We start from the raw sequence: 16,513 nt of genomic DNA on the forward strand, positions 1-16,513 counted from the left end.
AACAAAGGCCGGGCACCGATGGGTTACATCGGCGCCCGGCCTTGCGGATCAGGCGAAGCGGCTGCCAGCGGTGTGGCGGATCACCTGCACATGCGCTTCACCGCGCGCTCCGCAGCTGCCTGAAACACCTTGCGCATCGCCTCCAGCTGATCCTCGGTCAACGCCTTGGCGCAGGTCAGCCCTTGCAGAAAACCGGTGCCCCAGTTTTTGGTCTCGGCCAGCTCCTTGCGATTTTCGGCTTCGGCGATATCGCCCAGGTACAGGGCGGCGGGGTGTTCGTAACGGTCCTCCAGCGCCAGCTTGCGCAGCGCCTCCAGGGCCACCTTGAACTCGGCGGCGGCAACATCGTCCAGGCCCAGATGCTCGTACTGCAGCAGGCTCAGACGGTCGGTGGCGGTCATCTTCGAATCTCCGTTTCACGGTAAAAGGAGCAAAGTGCAAGGCAATCACCCGCCAGCCGCGACGCATCCGGCTGCTAGCGAAGGTGGAGTGAGTGATTCAGTTGTATACCACAATTAGGGCCTCTATCCCTAGTGGCGTGCGCCATCCGGGTACACCGCAGTGAGGCCTTCTGTCGCAAGACGGCAGCAACCATTAAATTTAAATTGAATTTAATTTGAAAGTGGATCACGCTGCCTGACATCGCAACGTTCCGAGAGCACTGCACCATGGCCACCTCACCACGCGAACCACGCAAGGACGGCGAAGCCACCCGCACGCGCATCCTCCAGGCCGCTGGCGAACTGTTCGCCCTCGTGGGTTATGCCGAGGCCAGCAATAAAGCCGTCGCTGCCAAGGCCGAGGTCGACCTGGCCTCGATCAACTACCACTTCGGCAGCCGCAATGGTTTGTACCTGGCCGTGCTCGACGAAGCGCGGCGGCGCTTTATGGACATCACCGACCTGCAGCGCATCGCCCTGGGCGAGCAGCCGGCGGTGGAAAAGTTGCGGTCGCTGATCGAGCTGGTGGTGCGCAAGGCCACACAGAGCCGCGACAACTGGCACTTGCGCGTGCTAGCCGCAGAAATCCTCGCCCCCAGTCCGCATGGCCAGGCACACATGCAGGCCGAAACACCGTTGAGGCTGTCGCTGCTGAAGGGCCTGTTCAGTGAAATCACCGCCATCCCACAGGACGACCCGGCGCTGACCCGCTGCATCCTCTGTGTCACCGCGCCCTGGGCAATGCTGTTGATCGGCCCGCGCGGGTCCACCGGCACGCTGCACGAAATCCTTGGCATGCCTGCCGAAGCAGTCTCTGCCCAGCTATACAGCTTCGCCCTGGCCGGCCTGCAGGAAGCCGGCCGCCAGCACGCCCAGGGCAAGGGCCACTGAACGCACATGGACGCCCCATCGCACCCACAGGCTCAAGGCAACCCCATGCAACCGAATACTGCTGACACGCCCTCCTCCGCCCAGTCCGAACCGGGCACCCAGGCCTCCATCCCGCTGCTGCTCGGCGCGTTGATGCTGGTGATGTTCCTCGCGGCACTCGACCAGACCATCGTCTCCACCGCGCTGCCGACCATCGTCAGCGACCTCGGCGGCCTGCGCTGGCTGTCGTGGGTGGTCACCGCCTATCTGCTGGCTTCTACCGTGGTCGTGCCGTTGTACGGCAAGTTCGGCGACCTCTATGGCCGCAAGCGCGTCCTGCAGATCGCCATCGCCTTGTTCCTGATCGGCTCGGCGCTGTGCGGGCTGGCCCAGGACATGACCCAGCTGATCCTGTTCCGCACCCTGCAAGGCCTGGGCGGAGGCGGCCTGATGGTGGTCGCCATGGCCGCCATCGGCGACGTCATACCGCCCGCCGAACGCGGCCGCTATCAGGGCCTGTTCGGCGGTGTGTTCGGCCTGGCCACCGTGGTTGGCCCGTTGATCGGCGGTTTTCTGGTCGAACACCTGTCCTGGCACTGGATCTTCTTCATCAACCTGCCGCTGGGCCTGCTGGCAGTGGTGGTGATCGGCAGCGTATTCCGCCCGCACGTAGCCCCGGTCAAGCATGTGGTCGACTACATCGGCGCGTTCTTCCTCACGATCACCCTGGGCGCCCTGGTACTGATCACTAGCCTGGGCGGCAGCCTGCTGCCCTGGGCTTCGCTGGACATCCTGTGCCTGGCACTGTTCGCGGTGATCGGCCTGATCGGCTTCGTGTTCGAGCAACGCCGCGCGGCCGAGCCGATCATGCCGCTGCACCTGTTCCGCCACCGCACCTTCGTGTTGGCCGGGTTGATCGGGCTGATCGTCGGTGTGTCGCTGTTCGGCTCGGTGACGTTCCTGCCGTTATACATGCAGGTGGTCAAGGATGCCTCGCCGACCAGTGCCGGCCTGCAGATGCTGCCATTGATGGGCGGCCTGCTGGTGGTGTCGGCGATTACCGGGCGGCTGATCAGCCGCTGGGGTCGCTATCGGGTGTTCCCGATTGTCGGCACGCTGCTGCAGGTGGTCGCCCTGGGGCTGCTCAGCCGCCTGGAACTGGATACACCGATGTGGCGGATGAACCTGTACATGGGCCTGCTTGGCGCCGGCCTGGGGATGGTCATGCAGGTGCTGATCCTGGCAGTGCAGAACAGCGTCGAGCGGCGACACATGGGCGTGGCGACGTCCGGGGCTACGCTGTTCCGCTCGATTGGCGGTTCGGTGGGAGTCTCGGTGTTCGGCGCGTTGTTTTCCCATGCGCTGCTCGACGGTCTGCCGAGTGATTTCGCGGCCAGCAGCGGCGGCGCCGCGAGCCTGTCGCCAACAGCGGTACATGCCCTGGCGGCACCGCTGCAGCAGGCTTATCTGGCGGCGTTCTCCACGGCCATGCACGGGGTGTTCCTGGTGGCGGCAGTGATTACCAGCGTGGCGTTCGCGTTGTCGTGGTTGTTGCGCGAGGTGCCGTTGCGCACGGCACATTGAACGCAGCGCGCGGCTATGCGGTGAATGCGATTCCCATCCTGTGGAAGTGTGCACCCGGACGGCCGTACCGCTCTGGAAAAAGGCGATGTCGACGCCTGGGCCGGCCTCGACCCGCACATGGCGGCCAGCGAGCTGCAAGCAGGCTCACGCCTGCTTTACCGCAACAAGGATTTCAACAGCTATGGCGTGATCAGCGTCACCGAGACCTTCGCCAAAGAGCATCCACAGACCATCGCCACGGTCATCAAGGCGTATGAAAAAGCCCGCCACTGGGCGGTCGCGCACCCAGATCAATTTGCTCAGCTGCTGGCAGAGGAATACAGGCTGCCGCTGGATGTGGCCAAGCTGCAGCTGTCGCGTACCGACCTCTCCAGCCCGCAGCCGACTGCCGAGGATGCGACGGCCTCCAAGGCGGCGGCACCGATCCTGGTGGCCGAAGCCGAAGCCTGGCTCGAACCGACGTTCGCCAGCCTGCGGGCAATCCCAAGCCTGGCCTGGGTACCGCTGTCGCAGACGGAACAATGTCCGCAAGGACGCTGCCATACCCTGTGGGAGCGGCTTTAGCCGCGAAGCAGGCGACGCGGTGGATGGCACCGGCTTGGCCGGTGTTCGCGGCTGAAGCCGCTCCCATAGAGTCCTCGTTAAATCATATAGTTGTGATGTGTTCCATGAGACTCATGGCGATTGCTCTCTTGTTATTGGAATGGCAAGTGCAAGGAATCAGGCAAAGCCGAACAGCCGCCGCGGGGTGTCCCACATCACCTTGCGGCGCAGGCGGGCATCCGGCATCAGGCGTTCGGCCAGTTTCAGCAGCGGGCCGTAATCAACCCGTGAATGCTGGCGGATGAACGGCCAGTCCGAGCCCCACACGCAGGCGTCCGGGCCGAACGCCTCGAGCAGCACCCGCACGTAATCGTGACTTTGCTCATACAGTCCATCGGCCTCGGCGAACTTCTGCATGCCTGACAGCTTGACGCTCGCCCGCCCGCTGCGGGCCAGCCGCAGCAGGGCCTGGAACCCGGCCTGGCGCAGCCCCCCGGCGGCATCCGGGCGGCCGCAGTGGTCTATCAACAGGCGCACCGAAGTGTTGTCGATCAGCCACTGCAGTTCCAGCAACTGGTCTTCGCAGACCTGCACCTGGGCGAACAGGCCAAGCTCGGCCAGCTTGCCGAACAGCGGCTCGGCATCGCGCATGCTCGCCACACCGTACAGCGCCGGGTTGAAGGCCACACCGACCACGCCCTGTTCCTGCAACGCGGCCAGGGCGTCCAGGCCGATCTGCCGCTCGACCACTGCGATCCCCTTGAAGCGCCCCTGGCCAGCGGCCAGTGCGTGCAGCAGCAGGGTGTTGTCGGTGTGGTAGCCACTGTTCGGCCCCACCAGCAAGGCATGGCGCACACCATAGGCATCCATCACCTGGTCGAACTGGGCCAGGGTGGCGACCTCCTGGCCGGAGGGCGCATACGGGGCGTCACGGTGGTAAGCGAAGCGTGCGGGGTCAAACAAATGGTTATGGCAGTCGATCTTGGGTTCGTCGTAGATGTTCAAGCGCGATTCCTTCAAGCGCCACTGCGCTTGCCTGCAGATCTTGTTATTGTTCGCCGCCAGGGCGATTTTGCCTGGGCTCACGATACTGCGCGCGATTGCACTGCGCTCATACACAGATGGCGAAGACCATAACCGAAGGTAATGGGCATGATCCCCGCACAGGAAAACCCCTACGGCACAACGATGGTGTTCAAGCTGCGGCACATGGAAGTGTTCCGTGCGGTGATGCTGACCGGCTCGATCAGCGCGGCAGCGAAGATGCTTTACGTTTCCCAGCCGGCAGTGAGCAAGCTGATCGGCTATATCGAGGGGCGCCTGAGCTACCGGCTGTTCGAGCGCATCAACAACCGCCTTGTGCCCACGGCCGAGGCACAGGTGCTGTACCGCGAGGTCGAGCGGGTATACCAAGCGGCCTTGCAGGTGAACGCGTGCGCCCATTCCCTGGCCGCCGGTACTCACCGCACGCTGCGCATCTCCTGCAGTGCCTCGCTATCGACCGTCGTCATCCCTGCCGCGCTGGCGCAGCTCAAACGCGAAGCACCGTCACTGCACATCGAGTGGCAGACCTCGCTGATGCACGCCATGCCCAACCAGATCCTGTCGAAGACCGTCGACCTGTCGATTGCCGCATTGCCGGTGGTCCACGATCACCTGCACTCCCAGGCCTTCATGCGCGGGCGCATGGTGGTGGTGATGCCGGCCGGGCATGCCTTGGCAGAGCAGCCTTCATTGACCCTGCAACAACTGCAGGGCCACGCGCTGCTGCTGTTCCGCCCGGACATGCCGTTCGGCCAGCTGTTGGCCGAGCATATCCAGCGGCGCGGCCTGCAGCTGGAATCGTTGCTGTCATTCACCAATGCCAACGAAGCCGTGGCGCTGGTCAAGCAAGGGATGGGGGTCAGCGTGATCGACGAATTCGTTGCCCAGGACAGCGGCCTGCATGTGGTACCCCTGGCCGACGAAATCCATTTCGATATCAGCTTCGTCTACTCGCGCTTCGAGCCGCCATCGCAGTCGGCGCTGCAGCTGATGCGGGTGCTGCAGGATCAGGCGCTGAAACTTGAGCGGGGGATCTAAGGGTTTGCGCTGCCACTGGCGTGATTGGATCAACACCTGAAAAAGCGCTACCCTTGCCCGCCACGCGATCCTTCGCGCTGGCGCTCTCAAATCGCATATGGAGATTCACCGACATGAACGTCTCGTTCCGCCCCCAGTGGCTGCTTGCCCTCGCCCTGCCTCTGGCCCTCGCTGCCTGCGGTGACAAAGAACCCGAGCAGCGCGCTGCCTTCAGCGATTTCCTGCAAACCCGTATCGTCGACAAGCCCGGCGTTCACGTGCCAAAGCCGAGCGCCGACGAAGCCAAGGCGTTTGGCCCCTACAACGACCATTACGCGGTGATCACAAACTTCAACGGCGCCATGGATAGCGCGGTGAAACCCCTGGGCAGCCTGCTGCAGAAAGGCGCGGTGCGTTCGCTGAACGATATCACCAGCCGCCGTGACGACATCAAGGCGGTGCAGACCGGCCTGAACGACATGGGTACCCAGTTGCAGGAGCAGAAAGCCAAGGCCGACAGCGCGCATGCCCAACTCAAGCAGCCGGACGACCTCAAGGTGGTCTACGACAAGGCTTACGACCGTACCGTCAGCGTCCCGGCCGACACCTTCCTGCAGGTGCTGCCGCAGATCAACGGCACCCTCGACAGCAGCCTGAAAGTGGCCGACTACGTGGACGCGCACAAGGCGCAGATCGAGATCAACGGGTCGATCGTCAAGGTCAATGACCCGAAGGTGCAGGCTGAGCTGAATGCCTTGCTGCAAGACCTGACGACTCAGGCAAAGACCGTCCAGAAGGCTCAGGCGCAGCTGCAGACCGTGATGCTCGGGCGCTGATCTGGGTGGGTTAACGCGGTAAAAAATATGGGAGCGGCCTTGTGTCGCGAAAGGGCTGCGCAGCGGCCCCACGATCTCTACTTCACTTCGAGATTGCCGGGGCCGCTGCGCGGCCCTTTCGCGACACAAGGCCGCTCCTACAAAGGACCGCGCTTGTGCTTTAGAAACCCGAGTAGGTGCCCGGCGTGCACGCAACGGCCTGCACAGACGGCTCAGCGGAGCCTGCTCTTGTAGGAGCGGCCTTGCGTCGCGAAAGGGGTGCGAAGCGCCCCCGGGATTTCAGCTTCGCCCTATGGATTGCTGGGGCCGCTTTGCGGCCCTTTCGCGACACGAGGCCGCTCCTACAAAGGACCGCGCTTGGGCTTTAGAAACCCAGCACGCAATGGCCGGCCTTGACGGCTCAGCGGTGCCTGCTTTTGTGGGAGCGGCCTTGCGTCGCGAAAGGGGTGCGAAGCGCCCCCGGGATTTCAGCTTCGCCCCATGGATTGCCGGGGCCGCTGCGCGGCCCTTTCGCGACACAAGGCCGCTCCCACATGTTGTGCGCATGATAATTCAAGGCGCGCGCGGCAACAGGATCGCCACGCTCAAACCACCCGCCTTGCCCGCCGTCGCGCTGATGCTGCCCTGGTGCAGCCCGATGGCGCGCCGGGCGATGGCCAGCCCCAGGCCGAAGCCATCGGCGCCGCTGTGCCCACCTCGGTCGAACGGCTCGAAGATGCTCTGCAGGCGAGTCGGCTCGACCCCTGGCCCCTGATCGACGATGTGCACCTGCAATTGTTCCCCGCCTCCAACCAGCACCGCCTCCACGCGCACTTCGCTGCCCGGCGCGGTATAGCGCACCGCGTTGCGGATCACGTTCTCGAAAGCGCGGTACAGCAGCTCTTCATGGCCACGGGTGACGAAGGTGCCGGCGCCCAGCAAGCTGACCTGCGCCTGCTTCATGCCTGCCTCGAAACGGGCATCTTCGACGATCTGCGCCAGTACCTCGACGGCATCCAGTTCACCATGCTCGCTCTGGCTTTGCTGCGACTGCACCCGCGCCAGGGTCAGCAACTGCTCGATCAGGTCATCCATGCGCCGTGATTCACGTTCGATGCGCCCGAGCATTGCCTCGCGCTCTGGCTGCTGGCGCAGCAGGCCGATAGCGACATGCAGGCGGGTCAGCGGCGAGCGCAGCTCGTGGGAGATGTCATGCAGCAACTGCTGCTGCGCCTCGACCAGCGCCTTGAGCTGCCCGGCCATGCGGTCACAGTCTTCGGCCAGCTCGACGATTTCGTCGCGTCGCCGCCCCAGGCGCGGGCGCACGCGTACGTCGAAACGGCCCTGGGCAACCTGGCCCATGGCCTCGCGCAGCCAGGTCAGCGGCCGGGTCAGGTAGAGGCTGCAGAGCAAGGCGAACACGGCACTCATCAGCGCGCCGGTCAGCAGCGGCCCCATGGTCCGCGGGCGCGGCGCCTCATCCAGGCGGGTGGCCACGGAAGCCCTCAGCACAAGAGCCTGGCCGCCCTCGTCGAGCAGCGCTCGCTCGAAGCGCGGCGTGTCCACTGCACGCCCGGCCAGCAAGTGACCGGTGCCGTCATACAAGCCCACCTGCACGTCCGGCGGCTGCGGTGACACCTGCAGGTACTGGCGGCCAGCCTGCTCGCCATAGCGGTGCAACAGGTTCAGTTCAGTGGCCAGCATCGCCCGCAACCCGGGGGTGTCACCGCGCAGCTCGTCGAGCATGAAAGCCCCGGCACCGACCAGGAAGGTCAGGCTGTTGGCCAGCCAGAACGCCAGGAACAGCTTCCAGAACAGGCGCCGGCGCATCATTCGACGATCAGCATGTAACCCATGCCCCGCACACTCTGGATCCAGCTGCTGCCATCGTCACGCGGGCCGAGCTTCTGGCGGATGCTGCTGATATGCACGTCGATGCGCCGGTCATAACGGGTCAGTGGCCGGCCCAGGGCGTTCAACGACAGGTCCTGTTTACTTACCAGTTGCCCAGCCTGGCGGGCCAGGGCTTCAAGCAGGCTGAATTCGGTACCGGTCAGGTCCAGCGGTATTGGCCCCCACTGCGCCTTGCGCCGGCCAGGCCACAGGGTCAGCGCGCCGCGCCCAATTGACTCGACACCCTGACTTTCGGCCAGCATCTGTGGATGCATGCGGCGCAGGATCGCCCGCAGCCGCGCCACCAGCTCACCCGGCGAGCTGGGCTTGGGCACATAGTCGTCGGCGCCCAGTTCCAGGCCGGCGATGCGGTCGATGTTGTCACCCCGTGCGGTCAGCAGCAGCACCGGTACCTGGCTGCGCGCGCGAATGCGCCGCAGCACTTCGATGCCCGAAATGCCCGGCAGCATCACGTCCAGCACCACCAGGCGGTAAAGCCCGCTCAAGGCGCGGGCCTCGCCCTCCTCACCCGTGGCCACGGCGGTGGCCTGGAAGCCCTCACGGGCCAGGTACAAGGCGAGCATTTCGGTCAGTTCGCGGTCGTCGTCGACCAGCAGTACGGGGATCATGATGGGTAAGGTGCCAGGTTCTGCAAAAGCGTCATGATCGCCCCGTCGTAGCGGACCGTGGGCGAACTTTACACATCTTTACCCTCGGTTAACCGCGCCGAACACAGCCCGCCCGTATGCTCATCGCCCGCTTCCCGGCAGCCCCGCGCTGCTCTTCTACGCCCGCCTGGAACCCTCGATGAACTACCCGCGATTGTTGCTCTCCATCCTGCTGCTCAATGCCTCCATGGCCCAGGCCGCGCCGTTCAGGATCGCAGACATCCGCATCAACGGCCTGCAGCGGGTATCCGCCGGCAGCGTGTTCGGCGCCTTGCCGCTCAACGTCGGCGACCAGGCTGACGACCGTCGTCTGGTGGATTCCACCCGCTCGCTGTTCAAGACCGGCTTCTTCCAGGACATCCAGCTGAACCGCGATGGCAACGTCCTGATCATCAACGTGGTCGAGCGCCCGTCGGTGTCGAGCATCGAGATCGAAGGCAACAAGGCGATCAGCACCGAAGACCTGATGAAAGGCCTGAAGCAGTCGGGCCTGGCCGAGGGCGAAATCTTCCAGCGCGCCACCCTTGAAGGCGTGCGCAACGAACTGCAGCGCCAGTATGTGGCCCAGGGCCGCTACTCGGCCGAGGTCGACGCCGAGGTGGTGCCGCAGCCGCGCAACCGCGTGGCCTTGAAGATCAAGATCAACGAAGGCACCGTCGCCGCCATCCAGCACATCAACATCGTCGGCAACACCGTGTTCGACGATGAAGAGCTGGCGCAACTGTTCGAGCTGAAGACCACCAACTGGCTGTCGTTCTTCAAGAACGACGACAAGTACGCCCGCGAGAAACTCTCCGGTGACCTGGAGCGCCTGCGTTCCTACTACCTGGACCGCGGCTACATCAACATGGACATCGCCTCTACCCAGGTGTCGATCACCCCGGACAAGAAGCACGTCTACATCACCGTCAACGTCAACGAAGGCGAGAAGTACACCGTTCGCGACGTGAAGCTGTCGGGTGACCTGAAGGTGCCGGAAGACCAGGTCAAATCGCTGCTGCTGGTGCAGCCGGGCCAGGTGTTCTCGCGCAAGGTGATGACCACCACCTCCGAGCTGATCACCCGTCGCCTGGGCAACGAAGGCTACACCTTCGCCAACGTCAACGGCGTGCCGCAGCCGAATGATGAAGACCACACCGTCGACATCATGTTTGTGGTCGACCCGGGCAAGCGTGCCTACGTCAACCGCATCAACTACCGGGGCAACACCAAGACCGAAGACGAAGTGCTGCGCCGCGAAATGCGCCAGATGGAAGGTGGCTGGGCTTCGACCTACCTGATCGACCAATCCAAGACCCGCCTCGAGCGCCTGGGCTTCTTCAAGGAAGTCAACGTCGAGACCCCGCCGGTGCCCGGCACCGATGACCAGGTCGACGTCAACTACAGCGTCGAAGAGCAAGCCTCCGGCTCGATCACCGCCAGCGTCGGTTTCGCCCAGAGCGCCGGCCTGATCCTCGGCGGGTCGATCAGCCAGAGCAACTTCCTCGGTACCGGCAACAAGGTGTCCATCGGCCTGACCCGTTCGGAATACCAGACCAAATACAACTTCGGCTTCGTCAACCCCTACTTCACCGAAGACGGCGTAAGCCTGGGTTACAACCTGTTCTACAGCAGCACCGACTACAGCGACTATTACGATGACGGCGTGTCCTATTACGCCATCAACAGCTACGGCGCGGGCGTCAACTTCGGCTACCCGATCAACGAAACCTCGCGCCTGACCTACGGCCTGACCCTGCAGCACGACGACATCAGCCCGGGTACCTACAGCGCCGACGAGATCTACGACTTCATCCAGCGCGAAGGCAAGAGTTTCAATAACCTCAAGGCCTCGATCGGCTGGTCCGAATCGACCCTGAACAAAGGCGTGCTGGCCACCCGTGGCCATTCCCAGGCCCTGACCCTGATGGCCACCACGCCGGGCAGCGACCTGTCGTTCTACAAGCTCGACTACAACGGCCAGACCTTCCTGCCCGTGAGCAAAGACACCACTCTGCGCCTGCACACCACCCTTGGCTATGGCAACGGCTACGGTTCCACCGACGGGCTGCCCTTCTACGAAAGCTACACCGCCGGCGGCCAGGGCTCGGTACGTGGTTTCAAGGACGGTACCCTCGGCCCCCGCAGTACCCCGGCCACCGGCACTTACTCAAGCGCCGGCCAGGCCTATTACTCGGACCGCGACACCGACGTGCTCGGCGGCAACATCCTGGTCACCGGCGGCGCCGAGTACATCTTCCCGCTACCGTTCATCAAGAACCAGAGCCAGCTGCGCAGCTCGGTGTTCGTCGACGCCGGCAACGTCTACGCCGACACCTGCTACCTGTCGACCACCCAGGGCTGCGGCAATGTCGACCTCAATCAGCTGGCGGTGTCGCTGGGCGTGGGGGTGACCTGGTACAGCCCGATGGGGCCGCTGAGTTTCAGCCTGGCGGCGCCGCTGAAAAAGCCGGACAACGCCGAGACGCAGATCTTCCAGTTCTCGCTGGGGCAGACCTTTTGACCCGGCGCACAAATTACCGGTTTTTAACCTCGCTTGAGCCAAGTTGACCGTCACCTTGCCTAAGCTGAGATACATATGATCATGCCTTGCAGGTAACCCCATGCCTCCCTTCGCCCCCACCGCCCTGGCCTCGGCATTGCGCGACGAAACCCACGCCTCGCTGCTCGACCTTGTGCAGCAGCGCCTCAGTCGCGTGCTGGGCCCAAGTTACACGGTCATGCTCGCCGCCAGCGGGGACAACGCCGGCCACTATCACCTGGCAATCCAGCACAGCCAGACTGGCCTGTCGCTGGAAGACAGCGGCGCCATCGGCCCGGGTTTTGCCGAACGGCTGCTGGCACTCGGCGGGCAGGTCAAAGCCATGCTCGAGTCGGATACCTTCGCCCGCATGGGCAGCGACGAGCCGGGCCGCCCGCTGGTCTGGCTGCGCGACCTATAGCCACTAAGACGCTGAGCAAACAGAACTTTTCCCCAATATCTTGTCTATCTGGACATGCCCACGCACGCGGGTGTGCGGCCTCAGGAGGCTGTGCAACCGCCTGTTCAATGACAACCTTGGGGGTTGCCTACGCTCATGAAGTTCCCTATCCCGAAATGCCTGCTTGCCGGCCTGTTCGCCCTGGTCGCTGTCGGTTCTGCGTCCGCCATGCCAATGCACGCCATAAAGACGACTTTGGCCCCCGAGACCATCGCTCAGGCACCGACCAAAGCTGCCCAGAGCCCCTGGCCAGACTTGGCCAGCATCGCCGATGGCCAGCAAGGGCCGCTGCTGGCCCATGACGATCGCTACTGGCGCGACGGTCGCTGGCATTACCGGGGCGAAGACCGCCGCCGTGAAGAATGGCGCCGGGCACAATGGCGCCGGGAGCAGGCACGTCGTGAGGCCGAGCGCCGCCACGAGTGGGAGCGCCGTCATGAGCGCGCCCACCATTACGATCGCGACCACGACCACTATCGCCGCTAAGCCCTCGCGGCCATTTGTGCCAGGCAGTTCCTTCGACTATGTTCACTGCAGCCAGCAACTGGCTCGACAGCGAAGGGACTACCGCGCATGAAAACCAACCGGTTCAGCTTCTCCCCACTCCTCCACGGCCTGGCCGGTGCAGCGTTGCTGGCGCTGGCCGGTTGCAGCACGATCAACGCCCATACCACCGAATATGTCGGCGTGCCGCACTTCGCCCCGAGTAACGCAGCCAATGTCGAGGTATTGCGCCGCGAACCGACCCGCCCACATGTGCGTCTCGGTGAGGTGCTGGTCGACGCCAGCGTCGAGCCGCCACCTGCCATCACCGACGTTGAACAGAAACTGCGCGAAGAAACCGCCTCCATTGGCGGCGATGCCGCTGTGGTGGTGTACGACCGCATCCAGCCGGTTGCGGCCTATGTCGAAGGGCCGCTGTGGGATCGCGACATCCGCAGTGTCGAAGGGCGCAAGCTCAAGGCGATCGTGATCAAGTACCAGTAAGCCGCTCATAACCACTTGCACATGAACAACATGCCTGCCCCGCCATGGGCAGGCCGGCAACGCTTCCCTAGCATGGCCCCCAGCCATACAAGACAAGGAGAAGCGAAATGCCTGCTACCGCCACAGCCTGTCAGAGCGTGACCTGGAACCCGATCACCAAGACCAGCTCCTTCAGCGCCCACGACCGTGAAATTCTCACCCGCCACTGGCACCCGGTGGCCTTCAGCGCAGACGTGGCCGACAAGCCCTATGCCGTAACCCTGCTCGATGAGCCCATCGTGCTGTACCGCGCCGGTGGCAAGCTCAACGCGGCCCGCGATATCTGCAGCCACCGTGGCGCACCGCTGAGCCGCGGCTGGGTGCAGGGCGAGAACATCATCTGCCCGTATCACGGCTTGCACTTCGGCACCGATGGCCGCTGCACGCGGATCCCCTCGGAGCCCAATGCCAACCTCACCGAACGCCACCGCATCCAGATGTACACCGCCCGCGAGGACTACGGGCTGGTCTGGGTACTGATGGCCGGCAGCGACGCGCCGTTCCCCGAGATGCCGTCCTGGCACGATGACAGCTACCAGCGCATCCTGCCGCCGTCGATCGACATCGCCGCCTCGGCCGGGCGCCAGGTCGAGGGGTTCATCGATGTCGCCCACTTCGCCTGGATCCACCACGACGCTTTCGCCGACCGCGACAACCCGGTGGTGCCGACCTACAGGGCCGAACTTACCGGCCACGGCATGCACGCCGAATACATCAGCAGTGTCAGCAATTTCCCCAAGCAGCTGCAGCACCGCGCACCCGCAGGCTTCCAGTGGAAGCGCACCTTCGACGTGTTCGCACCGTTCACCGCACGCCTGGCCGTGAATTTCCCTGACCCTGAGCAACGCCTGGTGATCCTCAACGCCGCCAGCCCGATCTCGGCGCGTCAGACTCGGATGTTCTGCGCCATCACCCGCAACTTCGACCAGCACCTGCCACTGGACGATGTGTATGCATTCAACCAGCAAGTGTTCGAGGAAGACCGCGACATCGTCGAGCTGTGTCGCCCCGAAGACCTGCCCCTGGACCTTTCGCTGGAAATCCATATCCCGGCCGACCGTTCCTCCACCGCCTACCGTCGGGCCCTGAGCGCCTTGGGCCTGGGCCGCGCCTTCACCAGCTGACCGGCATACCTGCGAGGGAGTATCGAACATGTACAAATGGGAATGCCTGGTGTGCGGCTTCATCTACGACGAAGCCGTGGGAATACCGGACGATGGCATCGCGGCGGGCACCCGCTGGGAGGATATACCGCAGGACTGGTTCTGCCCGGAATGCGGCGTGGGCAAGGGTGACTTCGACATGATCCGCCTGCCGCTGGATGCCCAAGCGGCACAAGCGCTTGCCGCTCAGGCGCCGGACCCGGTGGTGATCCTCGGCTCGGGGCTGGCCGGTTACACCGTGGCGCGTGAACTGCGCAAGCTCGACGCCGGGGTACCGATCATGATCATCACCCGCGATGGCGGCGAGCTCTACTCCAAGCCCGCGCTTTCCAACGCCCTGCAAAGTGGCAGGCTACCCGAGCAGCTGGTCACCGCCAGCGCCGCGCAGATGGCCGAACAACTGGCTGCCAGCGTGGTTACCGACAGCCGCGTGGAACGCATCGACAGCCAAGGCCAGTGTGTGTATGTAGGCGGTCAGGCGCAGCGCTACAGCGCACTGGTGCTGGCGTTGGGTGCGGACCCTCGGCGCCCGGCGCTCGCAGGTGACGGTGTGCCGGCGATCATTACCGTCAACGACCTGGACGACTACCGCCACTTTCGCCAGCAGATCGCCCAGGCCAGCCGGGTCGCGATCCTGGGCGCCGGGCTGATCGGCTGCGAGTTCGCCAATGACCTGGGGCACGCCGGCCATGTGGTGACCCTCGTCGACCGGGCCTCCTGGCCATTGAGCCGGCTGCTGCCGGAACCGGCCGGTGCGGCGATGGCAAACGCCCTGACCACTCTGGGCGTCACGCTGGCACTGGGCACGACACCCGTCGCAGTGCAGCGCCAGGGTGCGGCGTTGCAGGTGCTGATGGCCGATCATCAAGTGCTGGAAGTGGACTACGTGCTCAGCGCCATCGGCCTTGCCCCCCGGGTGGAACTGGCACGCAGTGCCGGGATTGCGGTTGCCAGCGGCATCGTCACCGATGCTTGTCTGCAGACCAGCGCCCGCAACATCTACGCCCTGGGCGACTGCGCCGAGGTGCACGGCCTGGTGTTGCCGTACGTGCTGCCGATCATGCTCCAGGCCCGCGCCCTCGCGCGCACACTGGCCGGCCAGCTGACGCCGGTGGCCTACCCGGCCATGCCGGTGACGGTGAAAACCAGCGTACTGCCCACCGTCGTGGCTTCACCCTTGGCGGATCAGGGGAGCTGGTCGACGGAGCTGCTGGGCCACTGCGACCGGGGCTTTGCCAAGGTGCGTGCGCTGTTCCATGACCCTCATCGGCAAGTGCAGGGCTTCGTGCTGATGGGCGCGGCCACCGGCGAGAAAGCCGACCTGCTCAAAGGGTTGCCGGACTGGAGATGATTGCGCAGGCCACGGCTCGATATATTGTTTAGTATATAGCGAGACAATGACCAGAAAATCGGCCCGGCGCATTGCGCACATGCCCCGGGCCTGAGTGAGGCTGCTGTGGCCAAAGCCATGCCGAATTGCGACACCCAGCTGCTGCGCACGCTGCATACCTTGTTGTCCGAATGCAGCGTGTCGCGTACCGCCGAACGCCTCGGCCAGAGCCAACCGGCCGTCAGCGTGGCCCTGCGCCGCCTGCGTCAGCTCACCGGCGACCCACTGCTGGTGCGCAGTGGCAGCCGCATGGTGCTGACCAGCCATGGCGAAAACCTGATAGAACCCCTGGGCCAGGCCCTGGCCGGGATCGAGCAGGTGCTGAACCCGATCGACCATTTCGACCCTGCCAGCACCCGCCAGCATTTTCGCATCAGCACGCCGGACTACCTCAGCGTGTTCTTCGTGCCAGCAATCATCGAACGCTTCCACGCCCAGGCTCCGCTGGCCACCCTGGAGCTGACCCACCTGCAGGCCGAAGGCGGTTACACCCGCGGGCTGGAAGACGGCTCGCTGGACCTGGTGATTGGCAACTGGCGCAGCCCCGCGCAACACCTGCACCTGCAGGCCCTGTGCGACGACGACCTGGTCTGCCTGGTGCGCGACGATCACCCGATCCCGCTCGGGGGCCTGACCCGTGAGGCCTACCTGCAGGCCGACCACCTCGATGTGCTGACCCTGGGTGCCTGCGGACAGGGCACGATCGGCGCCGAACTGGACAAGAGTGGCCTGGCCCGGCGGGTCACCACCACCCTGCCGTACTTCTGCCTGGCGCCCTATGTACTGGTGAAGTCCAACCTGGTGTTCACCACCACGCGCGCCTTCGCCAGGCACTACGCCGAACTGCTACCGGTGCGTATAGAACCCTTCCCGGTGAGCGCGCAGCCGCTGCGCTATTACCAGCTGTGGCATGCGCGCAAGCACCGGGCGCAATCCTCCAAGTGGCTGCGCGGGCTGGTGCTGACGGCCGCCAGGGCGATCACCTGACCGCCAGGGCAAGATTTCTGCCCACTATCGCTATATATTTTTGTATATTTCGCATATTCATTCGTTCAGCGCCCCGGTCAACGCACCCGGCG

At 64.4% G+C, this 16,513-nt stretch carries 15 protein-coding genes and 1 pseudogene; 12 read left to right on the top strand and 4 right to left on the bottom strand.

Going from position 1 to position 16,513, the window contains the following annotated elements; genetic code table 11:
- Positions 1 to 80: 80 nt before the first annotated feature.
- Positions 81 to 401, bottom strand: a complete 321-nt coding sequence (locus ACIPW4_RS03100; protein ID WP_400654673.1) for a hypothetical protein — start codon at positions 399 to 401, stop codon at positions 81 to 83.
- 267 nt (positions 402 to 668) lie between these two features.
- Here ACIPW4_RS03100 and ACIPW4_RS03105 point away from each other — a divergent pair, with 267 nt between their 5' ends.
- The 3 genes and pseudogenes from ACIPW4_RS03105 to ACIPW4_RS03115 form a co-directional block, all read left to right on the top strand.
- Complete coding sequence (locus ACIPW4_RS03105) at positions 669 to 1,331, top strand: TetR/AcrR family transcriptional regulator (RefSeq protein WP_400654674.1); 663 nt, start codon at positions 669 to 671, stop codon at positions 1,329 to 1,331.
- A 45-nt stretch (positions 1,332 to 1,376) separates the two neighbouring features.
- Positions 1,377 to 2,894 (top strand): MDR family MFS transporter, encoded by a 1,518-nt coding sequence (locus ACIPW4_RS03110; RefSeq protein ID WP_400654677.1) that lies wholly within the window; start codon positions 1,377 to 1,379, stop codon positions 2,892 to 2,894.
- A 51-nt stretch (positions 2,895 to 2,945) separates the two neighbouring features.
- Positions 2,946 to 3,458 (top strand): annotated as a pseudogene (locus ACIPW4_RS03115) (ABC transporter substrate-binding protein); the annotation flags it as partial.
- A gap of 156 nt (positions 3,459 to 3,614) precedes the next feature.
- Here ACIPW4_RS03115 and ACIPW4_RS03120 read toward each other — a convergent pair.
- Positions 3,615 to 4,442: an amidohydrolase family protein gene (locus tag ACIPW4_RS03120; RefSeq protein ID WP_400654679.1), complete on the bottom strand. Its 828-nt coding sequence runs from the start codon at positions 4,440 to 4,442 to the stop codon at positions 3,615 to 3,617.
- A 147-nt stretch (positions 4,443 to 4,589) separates the two neighbouring features.
- On the opposite strand from ACIPW4_RS03120, the gene ACIPW4_RS03125 reads away from it, so the two are divergent.
- Entirely contained in the window at positions 4,590 to 5,519 is a 930-nt protein-coding gene (locus ACIPW4_RS03125) for a LysR family transcriptional regulator (protein WP_400654682.1), read from the top strand.
- A 113-nt stretch (positions 5,520 to 5,632) separates the two neighbouring features.
- Positions 5,633 to 6,334, top strand: a complete 702-nt coding sequence (locus ACIPW4_RS03130; RefSeq protein WP_400654683.1) for a DUF3053 domain-containing protein — start codon at positions 5,633 to 5,635, stop codon at positions 6,332 to 6,334.
- A gap of 552 nt (positions 6,335 to 6,886) precedes the next feature.
- On the opposite strand, the gene ACIPW4_RS03135 is transcribed toward ACIPW4_RS03130, so the two are convergent.
- Positions 6,887 to 8,146 (bottom strand): ATP-binding protein, encoded by a 1,260-nt coding sequence (locus tag ACIPW4_RS03135; RefSeq protein WP_400654686.1) that lies wholly within the window; start codon positions 8,144 to 8,146, stop codon positions 6,887 to 6,889.
- Positions 8,143 to 8,835 (bottom strand): response regulator, encoded by a 693-nt coding sequence (locus tag ACIPW4_RS03140; RefSeq protein WP_400654689.1) that lies wholly within the window; start codon positions 8,833 to 8,835, stop codon positions 8,143 to 8,145. The genes ACIPW4_RS03135 and ACIPW4_RS03140 overlap by 4 nt, the downstream gene beginning before the upstream one ends.
- 178 nt (positions 8,836 to 9,013) lie before the next feature.
- Here ACIPW4_RS03140 and bamA point away from each other — a divergent pair, with 178 nt between their 5' ends.
- The 7 genes from bamA to ACIPW4_RS03175 all read left to right on the top strand — a co-directional run bounded on the left by bamA (position 9,014) and on the right by ACIPW4_RS03175 (position 16,421).
- On the top strand, positions 9,014 to 11,377 hold the full coding sequence (gene bamA / locus ACIPW4_RS03145; protein ID WP_400654691.1) for an outer membrane protein assembly factor BamA: 2,364 nt from the start codon (positions 9,014 to 9,016) through the stop codon (positions 11,375 to 11,377).
- 100 nt (positions 11,378 to 11,477) lie between these two features.
- Entirely contained in the window at positions 11,478 to 11,816 is a 339-nt protein-coding gene (locus ACIPW4_RS03150) for a hypothetical protein (RefSeq protein WP_400654693.1), read from the top strand.
- 135 nt (positions 11,817 to 11,951) lie between these two features.
- Positions 11,952 to 12,341 carry a hypothetical protein gene (locus ACIPW4_RS03155; RefSeq protein ID WP_400654695.1) on the top strand — a complete coding sequence of 130 codons (390 nt, stop codon included), beginning with the start codon at positions 11,952 to 11,954 and terminating at the stop codon, positions 12,339 to 12,341.
- A gap of 87 nt (positions 12,342 to 12,428) precedes the next feature.
- Positions 12,429 to 12,842, top strand: coding sequence for a hypothetical protein (locus ACIPW4_RS03160; RefSeq protein ID WP_400654697.1), 414 nt, complete (start codon positions 12,429 to 12,431; stop codon positions 12,840 to 12,842).
- 107 nt (positions 12,843 to 12,949) lie between these two features.
- The gene (locus tag ACIPW4_RS03165) at positions 12,950 to 14,005 is read left to right on the top strand and encodes a Rieske 2Fe-2S domain-containing protein (protein WP_400654699.1); all 1,056 of its coding nucleotides are present in this window, start codon (positions 12,950 to 12,952) and stop codon (positions 14,003 to 14,005) included.
- A gap of 28 nt (positions 14,006 to 14,033) precedes the next feature.
- A complete protein-coding gene (locus ACIPW4_RS03170; RefSeq protein ID WP_400654702.1) occupies positions 14,034 to 15,395 on the top strand; it encodes an FAD-dependent oxidoreductase in 1,362 nt (453 codons plus the stop codon).
- A 117-nt stretch (positions 15,396 to 15,512) separates the two neighbouring features.
- The gene (locus ACIPW4_RS03175; RefSeq protein WP_400654704.1) at positions 15,513 to 16,421 is read left to right on the top strand and encodes a LysR family transcriptional regulator; all 909 of its coding nucleotides are present in this window, start codon (positions 15,513 to 15,515) and stop codon (positions 16,419 to 16,421) included.
- The last annotated feature ends 92 nt before the right edge of the window (positions 16,422 to 16,513 follow it).

The organism is Pseudomonas sp. NPDC089996 (genome assembly GCF_044748405.1).
GTDB lineage: Bacteria > Pseudomonadota > Gammaproteobacteria > Pseudomonadales > Pseudomonadaceae > Aquipseudomonas.